The organism is Caballeronia sp. J97 (genome assembly GCF_905220305.1).
Classification (GTDB): domain Bacteria; phylum Pseudomonadota; class Gammaproteobacteria; order Burkholderiales; family Burkholderiaceae; genus Caballeronia.
In genome coordinates this window covers 36953-56969 of sequence record NZ_CAJMZL010000012.1, presented here as the reverse complement: position 1 = coordinate 56969, position 20017 = coordinate 36953, and the positions used below count along the sequence as shown (strand labels likewise).

Annotated in this window: 17 protein-coding genes and 1 tRNA gene; 12 read left to right on the top strand and 6 right to left on the bottom strand. The window is 64.1% G+C overall.

Features of this window, described 5'->3' with window-relative positions; genetic code table 11:
• The first annotated feature begins 180 nt into the window (after window positions 1-180).
• The 11 genes from ydfG (at window position 181) to U4Y90_RS17120 (ending at window position 8972) form a co-directional block, all read left to right on the top strand.
• Window positions 181-927: a bifunctional NADP-dependent 3-hydroxy acid dehydrogenase/3-hydroxypropionate dehydrogenase YdfG gene (gene ydfG, locus U4Y90_RS17170; protein ID WP_321796236.1), complete on the top strand. Its 747-nt coding sequence runs from the start codon at window positions 181-183 to the stop codon at window positions 925-927.
• A gap of 127 nt (window positions 928-1054) precedes the next feature.
• Window positions 1055-1516 carry a tol-pal system-associated acyl-CoA thioesterase gene (gene ybgC, locus U4Y90_RS17165; RefSeq protein WP_321796234.1) on the top strand — a complete coding sequence of 154 codons (462 nt, stop codon included), beginning with the start codon at window positions 1055-1057 and terminating at the stop codon, window positions 1514-1516.
• Between the two features lie 165 nt (window positions 1517-1681).
• Entirely contained in the window at window positions 1682-2359 is a 678-nt protein-coding gene (gene tolQ / locus U4Y90_RS17160) for a protein TolQ (RefSeq protein WP_008342801.1), read from the top strand.
• Window positions 2360-2374: 15 nt separating this feature from the next.
• Complete coding sequence (gene tolR / locus U4Y90_RS17155) at window positions 2375-2818, top strand: protein TolR (RefSeq protein ID WP_321796227.1); 444 nt, start codon at window positions 2375-2377, stop codon at window positions 2816-2818.
• The gene (gene tolA, locus U4Y90_RS17150) at window positions 2815-3912 is read left to right on the top strand and encodes a cell envelope integrity protein TolA (protein ID WP_321796225.1); all 1098 of its coding nucleotides are present in this window, start codon (window positions 2815-2817) and stop codon (window positions 3910-3912) included. Before tolR ends, tolA begins: the two co-directional genes overlap by 4 nt.
• A 129-nt stretch (window positions 3913-4041) precedes the next feature.
• Entirely contained in the window at window positions 4042-5334 is a 1293-nt protein-coding gene (gene tolB, locus U4Y90_RS17145; RefSeq protein ID WP_321796224.1) for a Tol-Pal system beta propeller repeat protein TolB, read from the top strand.
• Window positions 5335-5389: 55 nt separating this feature from the next.
• Complete coding sequence (gene pal / locus U4Y90_RS17140; protein WP_014192228.1) at window positions 5390-5896, top strand: peptidoglycan-associated lipoprotein Pal; 507 nt, start codon at window positions 5390-5392, stop codon at window positions 5894-5896.
• Between the two features lie 36 nt (window positions 5897-5932).
• Window positions 5933-6682, top strand: a complete 750-nt coding sequence (ybgF, locus tag U4Y90_RS17135) for a tol-pal system protein YbgF (RefSeq protein ID WP_321796222.1) — start codon at window positions 5933-5935, stop codon at window positions 6680-6682.
• Between the two features lie 156 nt (window positions 6683-6838).
• Window positions 6839-6914: transfer RNA gene (locus U4Y90_RS17130), tRNA-Lys, on the top strand.
• A gap of 148 nt (window positions 6915-7062) precedes the next feature.
• Window positions 7063-8148, top strand: a complete 1086-nt coding sequence (locus tag U4Y90_RS17125) for a WYL domain-containing protein (protein WP_321796220.1) — start codon at window positions 7063-7065, stop codon at window positions 8146-8148.
• Window positions 8145-8972: an SIR2 family NAD-dependent protein deacylase gene (locus tag U4Y90_RS17120; RefSeq protein WP_321796219.1), complete on the top strand. Its 828-nt coding sequence runs from the start codon at window positions 8145-8147 to the stop codon at window positions 8970-8972. The genes U4Y90_RS17125 and U4Y90_RS17120 overlap by 4 nt, the downstream gene beginning before the upstream one ends.
• On the opposite strand, the gene U4Y90_RS17115 is transcribed toward U4Y90_RS17120, so the two are convergent.
• Both U4Y90_RS17115 and U4Y90_RS17110 read right to left on the bottom strand, forming a co-directional pair.
• Window positions 8960-12418, bottom strand: coding sequence for an ATP-binding protein (locus U4Y90_RS17115; protein ID WP_321796217.1), 3459 nt, complete (start codon window positions 12416-12418; stop codon window positions 8960-8962). The genes U4Y90_RS17120 and U4Y90_RS17115 overlap by 13 nt on opposite strands.
• Window positions 12419-12421: 3 nt before the next feature.
• Window positions 12422-13678 (bottom strand): DNA repair exonuclease, encoded by a 1257-nt coding sequence (locus tag U4Y90_RS17110; RefSeq protein WP_321796215.1) that lies wholly within the window; start codon window positions 13676-13678, stop codon window positions 12422-12424.
• 172 nt (window positions 13679-13850) lie between these two features.
• Between U4Y90_RS17110 and U4Y90_RS17105 the strand changes: the two genes are divergently transcribed.
• Window positions 13851-14105, top strand: a complete 255-nt coding sequence (locus U4Y90_RS17105) for a hypothetical protein (RefSeq protein ID WP_321796214.1) — start codon at window positions 13851-13853, stop codon at window positions 14103-14105.
• On the opposite strand, the gene rsmA is transcribed toward U4Y90_RS17105, so the two are convergent.
• The 4 genes from rsmA to U4Y90_RS17085 form a co-directional block, all read right to left on the bottom strand.
• Window positions 14087-14911 (bottom strand): 16S rRNA (adenine(1518)-N(6)/adenine(1519)-N(6))-dimethyltransferase RsmA, encoded by an 825-nt coding sequence (rsmA, locus tag U4Y90_RS17100; protein WP_321796212.1) that lies wholly within the window; start codon window positions 14909-14911, stop codon window positions 14087-14089. The two genes, U4Y90_RS17105 and rsmA, sit on opposite strands and share 19 nt — an antisense overlap.
• A 33-nt stretch (window positions 14912-14944) precedes the next feature.
• The gene (gene pdxA / locus U4Y90_RS17095) at window positions 14945-15922 is read right to left on the bottom strand and encodes a 4-hydroxythreonine-4-phosphate dehydrogenase PdxA (protein WP_321796211.1); all 978 of its coding nucleotides are present in this window, start codon (window positions 15920-15922) and stop codon (window positions 14945-14947) included.
• A gap of 4 nt (window positions 15923-15926) precedes the next feature.
• Window positions 15927-17285, bottom strand: coding sequence for a peptidylprolyl isomerase (locus tag U4Y90_RS17090; RefSeq protein WP_415749371.1), 1359 nt, complete (start codon window positions 17283-17285; stop codon window positions 15927-15929).
• Window positions 17286-17406: 121 nt separating this feature from the next.
• Entirely contained in the window at window positions 17407-19797 is a 2391-nt protein-coding gene (locus U4Y90_RS17085; RefSeq protein ID WP_321796210.1) for an LPS-assembly protein LptD, read from the bottom strand.
• Window positions 19798-20017 lie beyond the last annotated feature (220 nt).

The following is a 20017-nucleotide window of genomic DNA, read 5'->3' as shown; positions in this document are numbered from 1 at the left end:
GCTTTAGGCAACCGGCGGACAGGCCAGATCCACGCACAAGCGAAAGCATATAAAGCACGATCGTTCGAACCCGTGATTGCTTGCCGCGCCGCATCAATGGAAGTACCCTTTGCGCCGTTGCCGGACGCGCTTCCCTGCGTGCGCCGGCTGTATCCATTTCACCCCGTTCGGAGCCCGCTCATGATCGTTTTTGTCACCGGCGCGTCTGCCGGATTCGGCGCCGCCATCGCCCGCACCTTCGTCAAAGGCGGACATCGCGTGATCGCGGCGGCGCGGCGCAAGGAACGGCTGGTTGCGCTCTCGAACGAGCTCGGCGACGCGCTCCTGCCGGTCGAGCTCGACGTGCGCGACGAAAGTGCGGTCCGCAACGCCGTCGCGGCGCTGCCCGATGCGTTCGCGCAGATCGACGTGCTCGTGAACAACGCTGGTCTCGCACTCGGTCTGGAACCCGCGCAACGTGCGAATCTCGACGACTGGAAAAGCATGATCGACACGAACTGCACAGGGCTCGTGACCGTCACGCATGCGATCCTGCCGGGCATGATCGAGCGCGATCGCGGGCACGTGTTCAACATCGGCTCGGTGGCGGGCACCTACCCGTACGCCGGCGGCAACGTGTACGGCGCGACCAAGGCGTTCGTGCGGCAGTTCAGCCTGAACCTGCGCGCCGATGTAGCCGGCACCGCCCTTCGCGTGACGGACATCGAGCCGGGGCTCGTGGGCGGCACCGAATTCTCGAACGTGCGCTTCAAGGGCGACGACAGCAAAGCCTCGACCGTTTACAAGGACGTGCAGGCGCTCACGCCCGAGGATATCGCCGACGCGATCTACTGGATCGCCACGCGTCCCGCGCACGTAAACATCAACGCGATCGAGATGATGCCGATCGCCCAGACGTTCGCACCGTTGCAAATTCACCGCGGCTGATTCTGATATCTGCCTAAGGATTTGGCGGCGGTGTCCCCGGTTCCGGTAAAATGCCGCCGATGAATATTTGTCAAATCGCGAACCGGAGCGTATTCAAGGGCATTCGCGCGAGCGGAGCGGCGCAAAGGTGAGTGATCCGTTGATTTTCGAGTGGCCGATTCGGGTGTATTACGAGGACACCGACGCCGGCGGCATCGTCTTCTACGCGAACTACCTGAAGTTCTTCGAGCGGGCGCGCACCGAATGGCTGCGCGCGTGCGGCATCGACCAGCAGCGCCTCGCGGATGCGAACGGCATCGTGTTCGTCGTGAGACGCACGTCCGTCGACTATTCGTCGCCGGCGCGTCTCGACGACGTCATTCGCGTCGTGAGCCGCATCGAGCGTCTCGGCCGCGCATCGGTGGATTTTCATCAGGAAGCATGGCGCGACGGCGTGCTGCTCGCGAGCGGCGACATTCGCGTCGCCTCGGTGGATCGCGCGTCGATTCGCCCGGCCGCGATCCCGGACGCCGTGCTCGACGGATTGAAGCGCGGCCCGCACGCCGCGCTCGCCCCGGCACCGTGCGGCGCAAACCCGGACCGAGCCTGAACGATGAACTCATCGCACCCCGAAGCGAACCAAGGCTTCGGGAACAGAGGAAGCATTAACGAGCATGAGCCGGCCACGGCACGGCTTTCGTTTGATTCACATCCTTTTCACGAAAGCATGACGCTTTGACCGGACGCCCCTTTCGGGACGTAACAGCGGACCTTTATGAACAATACACAAGACCTGTCGATCATTTCTCTCGTCGTTCACGCGAGCCTGCTCGCGCAGGCCGTGATGGCGCTGCTGCTGCTGCTGTCGCTCCTGTCGTGGACCTTCATCTTCCGCAAGTGGTTTGCCATTCGCCGCGCGCGCGCGCAAACCGAGCGCTTCGAGCGCGATTTCTGGTCGGGCGGCGACCTGCAGGCGCTTTATCAGAGCGCGGCGAACAACCGTCACACGATCGGCGCGCTCGAGCGTATCTTCGAATCCGGCATGCGTGAATTCCTGAAGGGCAAGGAGCGCCGCATCACCGATCCGGGCGCGATCCTCGACGGTTCCCGACGCGCGATGCGCGCAGCCTTCCAGCGCGAAATGGACGTGCTCGAGGCGAACCTCGCGTTCCTCGCATCGGTCGGTTCGGTGAGTCCTTACATCGGTCTTTTCGGCACGGTCTGGGGGATCATGAATTCGTTCCGCGGCCTCGCCAACGTGCAGCAGGCGACGCTCGCGAACGTGGCGCCGGGCATCGCGGAGGCGCTCGTCGCGACCGCGATCGGCCTCTTCGCCGCAATTCCCGCGGTGGTCGCGTACAACCGCTACGCGCACGACATCGACCGCCTGGCAATCCGCTTCGAGACTTTCATCGAAGAGTTCTCGAACATCCTGCAACGCCAGGCGCACTAACAGAAGGAGTCCGCGATGGCAGGCCCCATTCGTTCCAGCATGCGCGGCAGCTCGCGCCGCGCGATGTCCGACATCAACGTCGTGCCGTACATCGACGTGATGCTCGTGCTGCTCGTCATTTTCATGGTGACGGCGCCGCTCGTATCGCCGTCCATCATCAACCTGCCGACCGTCGGCAACGCGCAGCCGCAGGAACAGCAGCCGCCGCTCGTCATCAACATCAAGGCGGACGGCAGCATGAACGTGCGCTACAAGGAAGAAGGCGGCTCGACGCAGGAGCAGAAAATGTCGAAGGACGAGCTGAACACCTTCGTGCTCAATCGTCAGGAATCGCATCCCGATCAGCCCGTCGTGATCGCGGCGGACAAGACCGTGAAGTATGAAGTCGTGATGAACGTGATGTCCGATATGAAGGCGCGCGGCGTGAAGCGCGTCGGATTGCTCGTCAAATCGCAATGACCCTTTTGCACAGGCAGACACGCGCATCGTCCGCGCGACCGATCCGCCCGCCGCGTGAGCGCGGCACGGGCAAGGCGTTCGCGCTCGCGGCGTTGATGCACCTGCTGCTCGGCTGGCTGCTGTACCACGGCATCAACTGGCAGAACAACACGCCAGCGGGCTCCGAGGCTGAAATCTGGACCGAAATTCCCGATACCGCCACGCCTACGCCCCGCCCCGCTCCGCCGCCGCCCGCGCCGGTGAAGGTACAGCCCGCGCCTCCGCCGGCGAAGGACGAGGACGCCGACATCGCGTTGCAGGAAAAGAAGCGCAAGCAACAGGAAGCCGCCGCGCGCGAGGCGCAGCTCGCCGAGCAACGCCGTCAGCAGGAACAGGCACGCCAGGAAGCGGAAGCGAAGCGCCAGCAGCAACTGGCCGCGCAAGCCGCCGCCGCGGCCGCACAGCAGAAGGCGATGCAGGACAAGCAGAAGCAGATCGAGCAGCAGCGCCAGGCCGAACTGCAAAAGCAGCAGCAGCAGAAAGCGCAGCAGGACAAGCAGCGTCAGCAGCAAGCCGAAGCGCAGAAGCAGGAACAGCTCAAGGAGCAGAAGGAACAGCAGGAAGCCAAGGCGAAAGCCGATGCACAAGCCAAGGCCAAGGCTGAAGCCGACGCCAAAGCGAAGGCGCAGGCGAAAGCCAAGGCCGACGCGGAAGCGAAGGCCAGGCTCGATGCCGAACGCAAGGCTCGTCTCTCGCAATTGCAGGGTCAGTTGGGCGGTGGCACGTCGGGCAGCGGCGAGGGACTGGCGAAGAGCGGAACCGGCAAGGGCGCGGGCGGCAATGCGACCTCGCCTGGCTACGCCGAGAAGGTGCAGCGCCGCGTGCGGCCGAACATCGTGTGGGCGGGCGAAACCGCCGGCCTCGAGACCGTGGTGTCGGTGCGCTGCTCGCCGTCGGGCACGCTGCTATCGGCAAACATCACCCGTTCGAGCGGCAACGAGCAATGGGATCAGGCAGCGTTGCGCGCAGTGCAACGCTCCGATCCGATGCCCGTGGATATCGACGGCAAGGCGCCTTCGAGCTTCACGATCACGCTGCGTCCGGCGGGAGGCTGATCGCGTGAATCCGGGGCAGAAAATGCCTGTGAAAGCTCGTATTAAGCTGCGGGAACGAATTGTGCGACCGCGGGTCTGTTCTGCAGTCCGCGGACACTTGAAAACGCTTTTATCTGGAACCTATACAGCATGAGTTTGATGACGAAGCTTGGCCTGAAAACGCTAGTCGCGTCCTGCCTGATCGCAGCCGGCACTGCCGCACACGCCCAGTTGAACGTACTCGTGACCGGCGTCGGTTCGACCCAGTTTCCGATCGCGACGGCCAATTTCGCCAATGAAGCGAGTTCGCCGCAGCAGGTCAGCGCGATCATTCGCCAGGATCTGCAGAGAAGCGGCAAGTTCACCAATATCGACGCCGGCAGCGCGCCGGTCGGGGAAGCTGATTCGGTCGACCTCGGCGCGTGGAAGGCAAAAGGAGCGGACGCGTTCGTGTCGGGCAGCGTGAACAAGCTGCCGAACGGCCAGTACGAAGTGCGCTTCCGCCTCTACGACACCGTCAAGCAACAGAACCTCGGTGGCCTGTCGCTCGTCAGCGCCGAAAGTGGCCTGCGCATGAGCGCGCACAAGATCGCGGACTACATCTACGCGAAGCTGCTCGGCGGCCGCGGTGTGTTCGCAACGCGTCTGTCCTACGTCATTCAGACGGGCGGCCGCTATCAATTGCAGATTTCGGATTCGGACGGTCAGGACGCAAAGATCGCGCTCTCCAGCCCGGAACCGATCATTTCTCCGGCGTGGTCGCCGGACGGCACGAAGGTCGCCTACGTGTCGTTCGAGAAGAAGAAGCCGGTGGTGTACATCCACGATCTGCCGACGGGACGTCGTGTGGTCGTGTCGAACCAGAAGGGCAACAACAGTGCCCCGGCGTGGTCGCCTGATGGCCGCAAGCTCGCGGTCGCGCTCTCGCGCACCGGCAACACGCAGATTTTCGAAGTCAATGCAGACGGCTCCGGCCTGCGCCGTCTGACGCAAGGCAGTTCCATCGACACCGAGCCGTACTTCTCTCCCGATGGCAACTGGATTTATTTCACGAGCGATCGCGGCGGCCAACCGCAGATCTACAAGATGCCGGCGGCGGGTGAAAGCGCCGGCGCGGCCCAGCGGGTCACGTTTGCAGGCGCGTACAACACGAGCCCGCGCGTGAGTCCGGACGGCAAGCAACTCGCGTACATTTCGCGCACTGGCGGCGGCTTCAAGCTGTACCTGCAGGACCTCGCGTCCGGCACGGCGACGGGGCTGACCGACACGACGCATGACGAATCGCCGAGCTTCGCGGCGAATGGTCAGTACATCCTCTACGCCACCCAAGTGAACGGACGTGGCGTGTTGGCAGCCGTTTCGACCGACGGTCGCACGCGGCAAGTCTTGTCAGTTCAGGGCGGTGTGGTGCGCGAGCCGTCCTGGGGTCCGTTCATGCAATAAGTCCAGCAATAACGTTTCACATACAACGTTCAGCTACAACACAAGGAGAGGTACCATGATGTCGAAACTTCGTATCGGCCTGGCAGTTGCGATGGTCGGCGCATTGGCGGCGTGTCACTCGGGCGTGAAGCTCGACGAAGGCCAGAACAAGGGTGCAGTCGGCACGCAGCCGAACCCGACGGACGTGAAGCAGGTCAACATCGACCCGCTGAACGATCCGAACAGCCCGCTCGCCAAGCGCAGCATCTATTTCGACTTCGACAGCTACGCCGTGAAGGACGACTATCAGCCGCTGCTGCAGCAACACTCGTCGTACCTGAAGAGCCATCCGGAGCGTCACGTCCTGATCCAGGGCAACACCGACGAGCGCGGCACGAGCGAATACAACCTGGCGCTCGGCCAGAAGCGTGCAGAAGCCGTGCGTCGTGCGATGTCCCTGATGGGCGTCGCCGATTCGCAGATGGAAGCTGTGAGCCTCGGCAAGGAAAAGCCGATGGCGACGGGTCACGACGAATCGTCGTGGGCACAGAACCGCCGCGCGGATCTCGTGTACCAGCAGTAATTTGCTTAACGTAACCAGTTACGGGTGAGTCGCCCTATGTTGTATCGCTTTCCCTTGCTGCGCGTGGCCGCAGCCGCGTGTGTGGTTGGTTCGACGATACTGAGTGCGCCCGCGCACGCCGGCGTCTTCGACGACAACGAAGCGCGTAAAGCCGTGCTCGACCTGCGCACGAAGACCGATAGCCTGTCCAATCAGTTGCAGGCTGCGCAGCGCACGATCCTCGATCAGCAGAATCGCATCGACCAGCTCAATCAGCAGGTCGCGACGGTTCGCGGACAGAACGAGGATCTGGCCAACCAGGTCGCGACGCTGCAAAAGCAGCAAAAGGACTACTACGCCGATCTCGATTCGCGCTTGAAGAAGTTCGAGCCGCAGCAAGAGACGATCGACGGCATGACCGGCTCGGTGCAGCCCGGCGAGACGGAAGCGTTCAACGCAGCGTCGACTCAGTTCCGTAACGGCGACTACAAGAACGCCGCGGCGTCGTTCAAGGCGTTCGTGGCGAAGTATCCGCAAAGCCCGTATCAGCCGACGGCGCGATACTGGCTCGGCAATGCGCTCTATGCGCAGCGCGATTACAAGGGGTCGACTGCGATCTGGCAGGATCTGGTGAAGAGTTATCCGACGCATCCGCGAGCGCCCGAAGCATTGCTCGCAATCGCGAACAACCAGATCGAGCAAGGTCAGAAGGCGGCTGCCAAGCAGACCCTTCAGCAGATCATCTCGCAGTACGCCGGCACGGAAGTCGCGCAGACCGCGCAGAGCAAGATGTCGCAAGTGAAGTAAGCGAAGCTTCGCGCGGTTCGTTCGAGTTTCGCGCCTCTCGAGGAGAATGCCGGCGGGCATTGACGCCGCAGGCATTTTTCTTTCGATGATTCACGCGATCTTCGATGAAACAAGTTGACAGACTCTGGAATCTGAAATTATAATTTTGCCTCTTTCGGGTCGTTAGCTCAGCTGGTAGAGCAGCGGACTTTTAATCCGTTGGTCACAGGTTCGAATCCCGTACGGCCTACCAAGAGTATCAAACAAAAAGCCCAGTCATTGCGACTGGGCTTTTTGCTTTGTGCACGCCAGATTCCCTCGCACCGCGCCTCCTCCATCGAGACACAAAACGTCTCATCGATTCATATAATCGGAGTCATCGCCGACACACTTTTCGCGCCATGACCTCCAGTCTCGACGAAGCCATCCTCCGCGTGCTGCCCACCGAGCGGGACGCGACCGCGTGGCTTTCGACGCCCGAAGTGCGCAGGCGTCTCGAAGAGCGCGGCCATCGCGTCGGCTATACCAAGAAGGTGCAGCGCCATCTGACCGCGCTCGAAGCCGATGCGCGCGTCGTCTCGATGATCAACGGCCGCGAACTGCTCTGGCAGCGCAAGCCGTGGCTGCACGGCTTGCAGGAAGGCGTGAGCGGCCTGATGAGTGCGTCGGAAGCGGTCGCCTTCCACATCCTTCAGCGCTTCGCCGGAAACAAACTGCCGAACGCCGTGACGCGTGACATCGATCCGCTCTTCAAAGCCGCCGAATCGCGGCTGTCGCAGGAAAAAGCGGACAGCCGCATCTATCGCGCGTGGGCCGACAAGATCGATTCCGTCGATGGCGCCTTCACGCTGATTCGTCCGAAGCTGCGGCCGGAGATCTTCCAGACGGTCGCGACGGCCACGTTCTTCGAGCGCGAGTTGCTCGTGCAATATCGCGCCGCGTACAAAGCGGAGCAAACGCGCGACCAAGGCAGCGATCCGAAGACGAAAACGCTTTGGCCGCTCGCGCTGGTCGAATCGGCGGGCGTGATGTACATGGTCGCGCAGGACCCGAATCGCGCGCCGCGTCCGGAGAAAGGCGAAACGGAATGGATGCGCACGCTCTATCGGCTCGATCGCATTCGTTCGGTGTCTGAATCGGGCGAATCGTTCACCTACCCTGAGGATTTCAAGCTGCGTAAATATATCGAGACGCAGCAGGTGTTCGACTTCTTGCCCGAGCCGCCGGTGCTGCTCGAACTCGCCTTCGAAGGTAATGCGGGCAATCAGTTGCGCGAATCGCCGATGTCGAAGGATCAGCAAATCGATACCCTCCCCGATGGCCGCATGAAAGTCACGGGCACCGTCACGCCCAGTCTCAAGCTGCGTTGGTGGCTGCGTGCGCTGGGCGCGGGCGTCGAGATTCTCGCGCCGCAAGCCTTGCGCGATGAGTTCGCCGAAGACTATCGCAAGCTCGCGAGCCGGTATCGTCAGGAAGGCGCGCGATGAACGACGCCGCGCTTTTCGAGCAGGCGGCCGAATGGATTCGCCATGCCGATGGCCTGCTGATCACCGCGGGCGCGGGCATGGGCGTCGATTCGGGACTGCCGGATTTTCGCGGGCCGGATGGCTTCTGGCGTGCCTATCCGGCGTTACGGAATCGCGGCTATTCATTCGAGGAGATGGCGAATCCCGAAGGCTTCGTTCGTCATCCGCGGCTCGCGTGGGGCTTTTACGGGCATCGGCTCGCGCTGTATCGCGCGACCGCGCCGCATGAAGGCTTTCGCGTGCTGAAGCGCTGGGCCGCGCGCATGCCGCACGGTGCGTTCGTCTTCACGAGCAATGTCGACGGCCAGTTCCAGCGCTCGGGCTTCGCGCCCGAGCGCGTGGCCGAGTGCCACGGCGCCATCGGCTCGTTGCAATGCATCGACGCCTGCACGAACGACATCTGGTCCGCCGACGGATTCGATCCGATCGTCGACGAGACGCGCTGCGAGCTCGTCAACGCGATGCCGCGCTGTCCGCATTGCCACGCGCTCGCGCGCCCGAACATCCTCATGTTCGGGGACTGGAACTGGATCGACACGCGTTCGGCGCTGCAGGAGCGCAGGCTCGCGACGTGGTTGCATGGCGTCGAAAAGCGCGTGGTCGTCGAACTCGGCGCGGGTCGCGCGCTGCCCACTGTCAGGCGTTTCAGCGAGCGCAACGGGCCGCGCGTCATCCGCATCAATCCGCGCGAACACGCGATTGCACCGGGCGCCGGCATCGGCATCGCGGGCGGCGCGCGCGAGACGCTAGAGCGGCTCGACCGTATGCTGCATCAGCCCATGTAACGCACGTTGACGTGCGGCCCGAACACGTCGCGCACGATATCGACCAGATGATCGTGATGGCTCAGAAAGATCACCTGGGTGCGTTTCGCGATCTGCGCGAGCACACGCAGGCCGGCGCGCGCGCGGCCGTCGTCGAAATTGATGAAGAGATCGTCGGCGACGAACGGGAGCGCCGACGCCTTTTCAGCGTGTTCTTCCAGCGCCGCAAGGCGCAGCGCGAGATACAACTGATCGCGCGTGCCTTCGCTCATGCCCGCGATGTCGACGTGCTCGCCGCTCGCGCGAATCGCTGACAGCGCCATCGGCTGACGATCGTAATCGACGACCAGCCGCGAGAAGGTGCCGAGCGTGAGCGCCGAGAAAATCGTGCTCGCGCGCGCAAGCATCGGACCCTGACGCCGCTCGCGATAGCGGTCGATCGCCCACTTGAGCAAAGTCGACGCCGTTTCGACCTTCACGAAACGTTCGGCTGCATCGGCCATCGCGGCGAGCGCTTCCTGACGCTTCGCTTCTGCGCGCGCGGCATTCGCTTCGCCCGAGATCGCATGGAGTTCGCGGCGCGCGGCGTCGAGCGCCGTCGCCGTTTCGCTCGCGATTCTTACCGACTCTGACAGCGCCGTGCCGATGCGCGACAACTCGGCCTGCACGTTCGGCATATCCGCGCCCTCTACTTCCGCAACGAGTTCGTCGAGCGTCAGGCCATCGCCGCCTTTGATGAGCGCGGCGCGCGCGTCGTCCACGGCGGCGATCAGCTCGCGCTTCTTCTGCGATTGCGCGATGAGCGCCTGAAGCACGTCCGGCGTATCGACACAGGCGAGCGTGTAGAGCGGACGCACCGTGGCGTTCGCCTCTTCCACCTCGGCCCTGGCATGGCTCACTTGCTCGCTCGCCGACGCATGCGCCTTCTTCAACCGATCCCGCTCGGCATGCGCGGCAGACGCGCGGTCGAGGCGCGCCGACAACTCTGTTGCGATCGCATTCGCGCCGAGCGTCGCGAGCGATTCGTCGAGCTCGCGCACGAGTTGCGATGCATCGCCCTCGAATGCGGCGAGCGTCGCGCGCATTGCGTCGATCTGTCCGGTTCGGATGGCATCGATCTGCGTCAGTTGCTCGCCGATCTTCTTCACGATGTCGATGGCCGCTTCGGCCGCCGCCTGCGAATCCGCCGCGTTCGAAAGGCCCGCTTTCGCGAGCGCGGCCGACCACTCGCGTTGCCAGCGCTCGAATGTTTCGCGGGCTGCTTTCGCCACGCCTTGCCTTGCGATGCGATCGGCTTGCGCTTCATCGAGTTGCGTCGAGACGTGACGCCGCGTCACCGCCGCCTCGTCGACGGCGCCGATGTGCGTCTGAGCCACGTCGCACAACGTGTCGAGATCGGACTGCGCGTCGATTCGCGCGCCCGTGTCCTCGAGGTGCCGCGCGAGTTCGTCGCGGCGTGCGTCGGAATCGGCGGATTCGCGCGCGAGTTCTTCGGCGCGCGCGTCGAGCGTCTGCGCCGCGGCCAGCGCCTTGTCGCGCGATGCGATCCACGATGGCGCATCGTCGAGCGACATGTCCGCGATCTGCGATTGCGCGGCGAGTGCGCGCCATGCTTCATCGAACTTCGTGAGCGTCGATTCGGCTTCGCGCACGCCTTCTTCGCGTCGCGCGAGCGTCGCTTCTTCGTTCGCGACGCGCCGCTTCAGCGCCGCGAGCTGGGTCGCATGACCGACCGAGTTGAGCTGACGATCGGCCAGATCGTCCGCCATGTCCATCGCCGTTTCGAAGCCGGACGCGCCGTCATCGAGCGCGACGTCGCCGGACCTGATCGCACGCCATGCCGCATCGCGCGAGGCGCGCGCTTCGTGCACCTGATCGCCCGTCACGACATCGTGCGTGTCGACCAGATCGTCGAGTTCGGATCGCGTGGCGTGGAACGTGTCCCGTGTTTCTTTCGCGCGATCGGCCGCGAGCGACAGGCGAGACACGAGTTCCTGTCGCTCCGCGCGCAATGCAGCGATGCGCTCCGCGGCCGGCAGCGTCATCGCCTTCAGATCGGCAATCGGGCGGGACCATCGGCCGAGCGCCGCCATGCCCGCTTCGAGCAACTGCTGCGCGTCGCGTTTCGCGTGGTCGAGGCGCTGATGCGCGGCGCTCGCGTCACGATATTTCTGCGCGGCACGCAACGCGGCGCGCAGACCTGGCGACACGTCGCCGCTCGCGATCGCCGCGAGCTTCGACTTCAGCCCGTCGATGTGCGCCGCGCATTCGTCGGCCGCCTGTTCCGCATTGCGCGCGGCAAGCTCGAGCTCACCGCGCTCGAACATCAGGCTCGTGACGGTTTGCAGGGCGAGCGTGCCGGGCATCGAAAGGCGTGCTCCGGCTTCGTCCTGCGGCCAGCCGAGTTGCGCGCCGTCCTGCGCGATCTGGCGCAGGCGCATCGCGACTTCCTGTTCGAGCCGCGCGATTTCGCTCGCGTGATTCGCGCAGCGCTGTCGCGCGGCCTCGAGCGCGCGAATGCGCGCTTGCGCGGCGAGCAGCGCGTCATCGATACGGATCGCGCCCGAATCCGACTGCAACTGCTCCGCCGTCTTCGCATGCACGTCGAGCGCACTTTGCGCCGCCGCGAGGCGCTTCAGCGCGCTTTGCAATGTTGCTTCGGCGTTCGCGGGCAGATCGACGACATCGCCCAATTCGCGCAATTGCGCCGCCTTCTCGCGCCACACGTTCAAATACGGCGCGATGCGCCTCACGCGTTCGAGCTTGCCCCGCTGCGCTTCGAGCTCCGCGCGGCGCGCGTCCTGTTCGCGGCTTTTCTCCTCGTTCTCTTCGAAGGCGACATGCGCGCGCGTCCACTTCGCGGTTCGCACGCTGGCGGCTTTCAGTTCGTCCGTCGCTTCGTCGTATTGCTTCCGGCCGATGTTGTACATGCAGCCCGACTTGCGCTTCGCCCACAGGCTTTCGGCTTCCTCCGCGAGACGCTGGCGCACGTCGCCGAGACTCGCGATGCCCGCCGCCGACTGGAACAGCACCTGTCCGACATCGCTCGATGCATCGAGAATCGCCTCTCCGCCCCGGCGAAGCGCCTCGTGATTCAGGCAGTACATCTGCTCGAAGAAGCTCTTGTCGGCGGCGCCGAGGAACGTCGTCAATGCATCGGCGGCCAGCGCATCGCCGTTTGGCGCGCAAAGCGATGTTTTGCGGCTCTTCGTGCGATGAAACGCGAACGCTTCGCCGCCCGTTTCGATCGACGCACCGAGCCGCAGGTCGCTTTGCGGATGCACGAACGCGAGCGACGAGCTGTGCGGCATGCCGAAGAGCAACTCGGAAATCGCATTCCTGATGGTCGATTTGCCGGCCTCGTTCGGGCCGACGACGAAATGGAAGTCATGTTCCGCCGACGGAAAGTCGACGGTGTGATCGGTGAACTTGCCATAGCGGATGAGTTCGAGCTTGCCGATGCGCATGTCTTACTCCGCGTCCGACAACTGCGCGATCAGGCCCGACCGAACTTCTGCGACGAGCTTCGCGAGCTCGCCATTTCGCACGTGCTCCAGCTCGGGCACGGACTTCTGCAATTCGCTCGGCGCCTGCGATGCGAGCGCGATGAGTCTTTCCTTGAGCATGTTCAGGAATTCCGGGTCGGACTCGGCTTCGATCAGAAGGCCGTGCAGATCGGCGAGCGCATCGGTGCGGCCGGTCGAGGGTTCACTGTGCGCGAGCGGCTCGGTCGCGATCTTCACTTTTTCGAGCCAGAGCCGGTCGTGGCTGATCGCTGCGATCTGCGCGAGCACTTCCGCGCGCAGTTGCGTTTCCAGGCCGAAGAGTTCGCCGTGTGCCTGAGTCGCGCCGGTGATCGTCACGCGCACGGCGTGCGGCGCCGACGACGCAGAAGATTCGACGAGCGCTTCGAGCGCGCGTCCGACCGCGAGCGCGACCTCATCGAGCGTGCCCGCCTGCGATGCATCCACCGTGACGGCTTCCCAGCGCAGCACGTCGATGAAAAGCCGCTCGACGCTCACCTCTTGCGCATCCGACACCGTCACGATCACCGCGCCGCGCCTGCCCGTCTCGCGAATGTTGCGTCCCTGCAGATTGCCCGGAAACACGATGGTCGACGCTTCCTGCCAGATCGCGTACTCGTGCACGTGACCGAGCGCCCAGTAGTGATATTCCTTCGCGTGCAGTTCGGCGACGGAGCACGGCGCGTAGCTCGCGTGAATCGAGCCGCCTTCGAGCGCGGTATGCAGCACGCCGATGTTGAAGTATCCCGCGACCGGCAATGGATACGCGGTGACCAGATTCGTCGTGACCGCTTTTTCCTTGAAACTGTGGCCGTGCAAGGCGACCTTCAGCTCGTCGATGCGAAACGTCTGCGGCTTTCGCGTCGAGAACGTATGGACGTTGTCGGGCAATTGAAGCTGGCTCGTCATTTCGCTTTCGGCGTCGTGATTGCCGAAGAGCACGTAGACCGGAATGCCCGCGCGACGCAGCCGCCCCATCTCGCGGCAAAAAAAGATGCCGGTGTTGTGATCGCGCCAGGTGCCGTCGTAGAGATCGCCGGCGATCACCATGAAATCGACCTGTTCGTCGACCGCCACCGACACGAGCTTCGAGAACGCCTCGCGCGTGGCGTTGCGCAGCATGTCGGCGGGTGCGTCCGCGTAGGCGGACAGGCCGTGCAACGGGCTGTCGAGATGGATGTCCGCCGCGTGTATGAAGCGCATGCGCTCTCTCCCTTGAAGGATGTCTTTCTGCCCCGCATCGATGGGGACGACGATCATAGCAGCCGATCCGGACACATCGCGTCCCGATCGAGAACGCACGTTTCGGGACGTCGAATGTCCCGCGCAGCTCGGAGAATCAGACGCTCGGATTCAACGCGACACGAGGACCACGATGAACGAAACACTCGAGCGGCATGCCGCGATCACGAGCCCGTACACGCCCGGGAACGTCGATGCCGCGATCGGGCATCTGGAGCGCGTGCTGTCTGCGGAAGGCGCGAACTCGCTGTTCGGCCAGACGTACTGGCGGACGCGCGTGCAGCAGGTGAGCGCAACGCGCGGCCTGCTTCGCGAGCAGCGCGCGCGACTGGAACGGCTGATGAGATTGCTCTCGGATGCCGGCTGCTTTCAGGCTTTCGAGCGCTGAACCGCCTGCGCCAGCGCGACGAATTCCGCGACCGGCACTTCCTCGGCGCGGCGCGCGAGATCGAAGCCGAGCGCGTCGAAATCGATCGTGTCGCGGTACGCGCTCAGGTTGTTTCGCAACACCTTGCGGCGCTGCGCGAACGCGGCCTTCACGACGTCGCTCAAGACGGCTTCGTCGACTTCTGGCAGCTCATGCGGCGCGAACGGAATCATGCGCACGATCGCGGAATTCACCTTCGGCGGCGGATTGAACGACTCGGGCGGCACGTCGATCAGCTTGTCCATCACGTAGCGGTATTGCAGCATCACCGAGAGGCGCCCGTAATCCTTGGTCGCGGGCTCGGCGATCATGCGTTCGACCACTTCGTCCTGCAGCATGAAATGCTGATCGATGACTTTGTGCGCGAACGTCGTCAGGTGAAACAGGAGCGGACTCGAAATGTTGTACGGCAGATTGCCGACGATGCGCAATGTCGGCTTTTCGTTGCCCTCGCCTTCGAGCGCGAGCGAGGCGAAATCGAAGTCGAGCGCATCCGCGGAATGCACGACGAGCTTGTCGCCGAAGCGCTTTTCCAGACGGCCGATCAGATCGCGGTCCAGTTCCACCGCATGCAGCGGCGACTCGGGCGTGGCCACGCGCTCGATCAGCGGCTCAGTCAGCGCCGCGAGCCCCGGCCCAATCTCGACCATGCGCTCACCGCGCTTCGGCGCGATCACATCGACGATGGAATCGATCACGCCCTGATCGACGAGAAAGTTTTGCCCGAAGCGCTTGCGCGCGAAATGGCCTTGGTGTTTGGTCGACATACTCGTTCGAAAGAAGCGGCCGCGCGACTGGCTCTACGCCGCCGCGCGTTTGTGACGCGCCATCGTGACGGCGGCGTCGATGGCGGCGATCATGCTGCCCGGATCGGCACGGCCCGTGCCGGCGAGATCGAGCGCGGTGCCGTGATCCACCGACGTGCGGATGATCGGCAAGCCGAGCGTCACGTTGATGCCCTCGCCGAAGGTCGCGTATTTCAGCACCGGCAAGCCCTGGTCGTGGAACATCGCGAGCACGCAGTCGGCGTCTTTCAGATAGCGCGGCTGAAACAGCGTGTCAGCGGGATACGGGCCGGGCGCATCGATGCCGAGTGCGCGTGCGCGTTCGAGCGCGGGCGTGATGACATCGATTTCCTCGCGGCCGAGATAGCCGTTCTCGCCCGCATGCGGATTGAGCCCGGTGACGAGAATGCGCGGCGCGGGCAAACCGAAATGCGCGCGCAGATCGTGATCGACGATGGTGAGCGTTTCGACGAGGCCATCGATGCTGAGCGCCGCGGACACGTCCTTCAGCGGCAAATGCGTGGTCGCGAGCGCGACGCGCAACGGGCGCTCGCCCGAACCCGCCAGCATCATCACGACGCGCGGCGTGTTCGTGCGCTCGGCGAGATATTCGGTGTGGCCGGTGAAAGGCACGCCGGCATCGTTGATCGTGCTCTTTTGCAGCGGCGCGGTGACGATGGCGTCGAATCGGCCGGAAACCGCGCCGTCGATCGCGGCATCGAGCAGACCGAGCACATAGCGCCCGTTCGCGGCATTCAGTTTGCCGGCCTCGGCAGGCACGGCAAGCGCGTGATGTTCGATATCGACCGCGTCGGGCCAGTCTTGCGCAGCGCGCGACGCCAGCAAGTTGCGGTCGCCGAGCACCGTGAAATGCGCCGACGGCCAGCGCTCGCGCGCCTGCATCAGCGCCGCCGCCGTCAGTTCCGGACCAACGCCGGCCGGTTCGCCAGTCGTAATGGCGATGGCGAGCGGTCGGACGTCGGCGGCGCTCATGCTGTTACTGCGGCTGGGCAGCGACGCCCTTGTACTGCACGTACGCGGTGTCGCGCAGTTCGCGCAGCCAGTCGGAATACGCCTGCTCGGCCTTGCGCTGGCCGATCGCCTGACGTGCGATATCGAGCTGCTGCGCCGCCGATCCTTCCGCATCGCGGCGGCCGAGCACCTGGATCAGGTGATAGCCGTATTCGCTTCGCACCGGATCGCTGACGGCGCCGTCCTGCAGATTGTTCATCGCGCGCTCGAATTCCGGCACGGTTTCGCCCGGGCTGATCCAGCCGAGATCGCCGCCTTGCGACGCCGAACCGTCTTGCGAATACGTACGCGCGAAATTGGCGAAATCGCCGCCGTTCGCGACTTGCTGCTTGATATCGAGCAGTCTCTGGCGCGCGGCCTGTTCCGACATGCCGTCCGACACGCGCAGCAGAATATGGCGCACATGCGTCTGCACGAGCTTGGGCGCATCGCCCGCGGTGCCTTGGCTCGCGCGGCGATCCACCAGCCTGATGATCTCGAAGCCGCCGTCGGTGCGCAGCAGCGTCGGTACGACCTGGCCCGGGCGCAGCGTCGACACCGCGTTCACGATGCCCGCCGGCAGCGAGGCGGGCGTGCGGTAGCCGAGATCGCCGCCCTTGCCGGCGTCCGTGTCCTGCGAATTCTGCTTCGCCAGCTTGGCGAAGTCCTCGCCGCCTTGCGCCTGCTTGAGCACGGCGTCGGCTTGCGTCTGCACCTTGGTGACTTCGCTTGCCGGCGCGTCCGACGGCAGCTTGAACATGATGTGCTGAAGACGCAGATCGCTCGTGTTGCGCGCACCCGGACCGCGCTGGCTGGCGATGTAGTTCGCCACCTCGCCGTCCGACACCGTGATCTTGCTGTCGACTTCCTTCTCGCGCAGCTTCGAGAGCGTGAGCTCCGTGCGCGCGTCGCGCGTGAAAGTGGACCAGGGCACGCCCTGCGCCTCGATACGCGAACGGTAGACGTCGAGCGACATCTGGTTTTGCTGCGCGAGACGCGCGAGCGTGCGGTTGACGGTGGCGTCGTCGATGACGATGCCGTCTTCCTTCGCCTTCTGGAGCTGGATGCGCTCGAGCACCATCTGATCGAGCACTTGCCGCTGCATCTGGTCCGCGGGCGGCACCGGCGCATTCTGCTGCTGCAGGCGCTTGACGATGAGCGTCGTGCGGTCTCGCAGTTCGCGTTGCGTGATGACGCCGTCGTTCACCACCGCAACGACGGAATCGGCGACCTGCGTATTGCGATTCGACAACGCCTGCGCACCGGCCGGCGAACTCAGGATCAGCGCGCCGACGAGCACGCCCGCCGCGATTGCCGTCGATCGAAACATATTCACGTTTGCCACAGATACTCCATCAAATACGGACTTCACCCGTTCGTGTCCTGCTTGTATGCACTGCCCTGCGCGGCCACCGGCGCCGCTCTTCACTGCCTGTCATTGGATACCGCGCGCGCCCGTTCCGGCCTTACTCGTAATCGCTGTACCGGGAGAGCGGCGGCGCCGCTGGCGGCGGCGGCTGATAACCCTGAACGCTCGCGCGGAACGCGCTGACGAGTCCGTTGTCGACGTTCGACAATCCCTTGAACGTCAATTGCGCGAGCACGCGCGTGCCTGACGAAGGCTGACCCTGCGTGTTCACGCCGTTGGCGTAGCGCTGCATGCCGAAGCCGAACGCCCAGCAGTCGGCATCGTACTGGAAGCCCAGAAGCCCGTCGACGAGACGATGGCTCGCGAGATCGTAATTCACGCGGCCGACGGCATAGAGACGGTTCGTGAGCGGCCACTCGCCCGACAACAGGATCTGGTTGATCGGCTCGTTCACCAGCGTGGTCTGGTTCGAACGCGTGTAGCGATAACCGACGTTGATGACCCTGCGTTCTCCGGGACTGAACGCGAAACCGATGCTCGAACGCACGAGCTGATTGTTGTCCACATTATATTGGAACGCGGTTTCCGAAGCGAAACCAGCGCCGAGCTTGATGGCCGCGCCCGCGATCAGGTCCGAGTGCTTCGCCTGCTCGGGCAGTTGACCCGGCGTGATCGTGACACGCTGGCTCTGGAAATAATATTGCTGCGCGATGACAAAACGCGCGCGCTCGTCGCCCGTCGCCGGGTTGATGAAGCGCGTGGTCAGGCCGGCCGTCAGACGGTTCGCGTCCGCGATGCGGTCGTTGCCGACGAACGTGTTCGGCGAGTAGATCTCGGCGAGGCCGAAGTCGGCTTCGGCGGTATCGAAGATCGGCGCGAAGTCCTGATTGTGATACGGCGTGTAGACGTAATAGAGCCGTGGCTCCAGCGTCTGAATGTAATCCTGCCCGAAAAGCCGCACCGAACGGTCGAACACGAGACCCGTGTCGAAGCTGAGCGTCGGAATCGACTCGGTGAAGTTCTTCGGCTGCCCCGCGACCGGCGGCGACGAACCCGCGACCTGGCTCGTCGCGATGTGGCTCAGGTCGTATGACGCGAAGTGCCACTGCACCTTCGGCGTGACGAAATAGCCCGGCGCATTGATTCCGTAGCTCAGGTACGGATTGAAATACAGCCGGTTGCCGTCGGTCGCGCCATCGGTGGTGATCGTGAAGCGCGTGGCGTCCAGTTCCGCGCCGTAATCGAAGCCGCCGACGTTGTACTTGTTGTACTGAACGTTCACCTGCGGCTCGCGGGCGTACGGCGGCGTCGAAGGTTGCAGCGTCTGCCAGCGCTGCTCGCGCGCGAGCACCGACCACGGGCCGTTGTTGTACGTGAGCCCCGCTTCCTGCTGATACAGCAACTGCGTGCCGTTCAGGAACTGATTCGACGCGTTGCCCAGGTCTTCCGGATATTGATCGTCCGAAACCTTGTTGTAATTGACGTAGCCGCCGAAGCCGTTGCCGAAATTCTGGCGATGCTGCCAGAAGATCGCATAGCGATTCGTGTGCGTCTCGCGGTCGTTCGGCAGATAGTTGACGTCGAGCGAGCCCGAATACGTAGGCGACAGATAGCGGTACGTCGCCTCGCCGAGCACGCCGCGCTTCGTCATGATGCGCGGCGTGACCGTCAGATCGCGATTGGGCGCGATATTGAAATAGTACGGAATCGTCGCTTCGAAGCCGGTCGTCGAGCTGAGCGCGAAGGTCGGCGGCAACAGGCCGCTGCGACGATCGCCCGTCAGCGGAAACGACAGCCACGGGCTGCCGAACACCGGCACGCCCTGGAAGAACAACACGCCGTTATGCGCGATGCCCTCTTCGGCGCCGGTATCGAAATCGAACGACGTGCCCTTGATGTACCAGGCCGGATCGGACTCGCACTGGCATGCCGTATAGGTGCCGTGATCGATGCGAGCCCGCTCGTTGTCGATCATGTCGGCGCGCTCGGCGCTGCCCGAGCCGCCCGTCAGGTTGAAGCGGTACTTCGGGTTCGTCATGAACCCTTCGTTGGCCTCCACCTTCAGATGCGCTTCCGGACCGACGAACGACACGCCGTTGTTGATCAGCCTGACATTGCCGAAAGCATCGGCCATGTCGGTATCCTGGTCGTAATGCAGCGCGTCGCCCTTGATGACCGTCACCGTGCGCCGGATCTCGGCCGAGCCTTTCGCCGCCATGTCTTCGTCGGTCGTGCCCGTCGCCTTGTCGCTCAGGAGGAACGTCGAAGGCTGCTGGCCGTTTTGCAGCGGGCGCTCTTCGAGTTGCGGCGCGAAACGCAGACTGCCGGGGCCGTCGAGGGGCTGGGCGTCGGCTGCAGGACCGGCGAGTTGGGCGTGCGCAAGGGCCGGCATCAGGCCCGGAACGGATAGAAGCGCGACGACGAGCCGCCGCCTGCGTGGCTGAGCGTCGCCTTGAATTTTCGATACGGGAAACTGTCGTGGCGGCATGTATGGGTGGCGGTTCGATCCCGTTCGCGTCCCACGCGCCCGATGCCGCCGGGCAGGCGGCCGCGCCCTTTCCGCGGTCACGAACTTGACGGTCCGTTGCTATGCAGGGACGACACTCGATCGAACGGTGACGCTCACAGTCGTCGGGGGCCTGGCGCCAGGCGTGAAACGGATCGCTTAAAAAAGTCGTGGGGTATTATATGGCAAGATGTTTCGCCCC

What these genes read in the sequence shown, in the direction of transcription:
- ydfG (WP_321796236.1), top strand. Translation starts at nt 181, where the DNA reads ATGATCGTTTTTGTCACCGGCGCGTCTGCCGGATTCGGCGCCGCCATC.
- tolQ (WP_008342801.1), top strand. Translation starts at nt 1,682, where the DNA reads ATGAACAATACACAAGACCTGTCGATCATTTCTCTCGTCGTTCACGCG.
- tolR (WP_321796227.1), top strand. Translation starts at nt 2,375, where the DNA reads ATGGCAGGCCCCATTCGTTCCAGCATGCGCGGCAGCTCGCGCCGCGCG.
- tolA (WP_321796225.1), top strand. Translation starts at nt 2,815, where the DNA reads ATGACCCTTTTGCACAGGCAGACACGCGCATCGTCCGCGCGACCGATC.
- tolB (WP_321796224.1), top strand. Translation starts at nt 4,042, where the DNA reads ATGAGTTTGATGACGAAGCTTGGCCTGAAAACGCTAGTCGCGTCCTGC.
- pal (WP_014192228.1), top strand. Translation starts at nt 5,390, where the DNA reads ATGATGTCGAAACTTCGTATCGGCCTGGCAGTTGCGATGGTCGGCGCA.
- ybgF (WP_321796222.1), top strand. Translation starts at nt 5,933, where the DNA reads ATGTTGTATCGCTTTCCCTTGCTGCGCGTGGCCGCAGCCGCGTGTGTG.
- U4Y90_RS17125 (WP_321796220.1), top strand. Translation starts at nt 7,063, where the DNA reads ATGACCTCCAGTCTCGACGAAGCCATCCTCCGCGTGCTGCCCACCGAG.
- U4Y90_RS17120 (WP_321796219.1), top strand. Translation starts at nt 8,145, where the DNA reads ATGAACGACGCCGCGCTTTTCGAGCAGGCGGCCGAATGGATTCGCCAT.
- U4Y90_RS17115 (WP_321796217.1), bottom strand. Translation starts at nt 12,418, where the DNA reads ATGCGCATCGGCAAGCTCGAACTCATCCGCTATGGCAAGTTCACCGAT.
- U4Y90_RS17110 (WP_321796215.1), bottom strand. Translation starts at nt 13,678, where the DNA reads ATGCGCTTCATACACGCGGCGGACATCCATCTCGACAGCCCGTTGCAC.
- U4Y90_RS17105 (WP_321796214.1), top strand. Translation starts at nt 13,851, where the DNA reads ATGAACGAAACACTCGAGCGGCATGCCGCGATCACGAGCCCGTACACG.
- rsmA (WP_321796212.1), bottom strand. Translation starts at nt 14,911, where the DNA reads ATGTCGACCAAACACCAAGGCCATTTCGCGCGCAAGCGCTTCGGGCAA.
- pdxA (WP_321796211.1), bottom strand. Translation starts at nt 15,922, where the DNA reads ATGAGCGCCGCCGACGTCCGACCGCTCGCCATCGCCATTACGACTGGC.
- U4Y90_RS17085 (WP_321796210.1), bottom strand. Translation starts at nt 19,797, where the DNA reads ATGCCGCCACGACAGTTTCCCGTATCGAAAATTCAAGGCGACGCTCAG.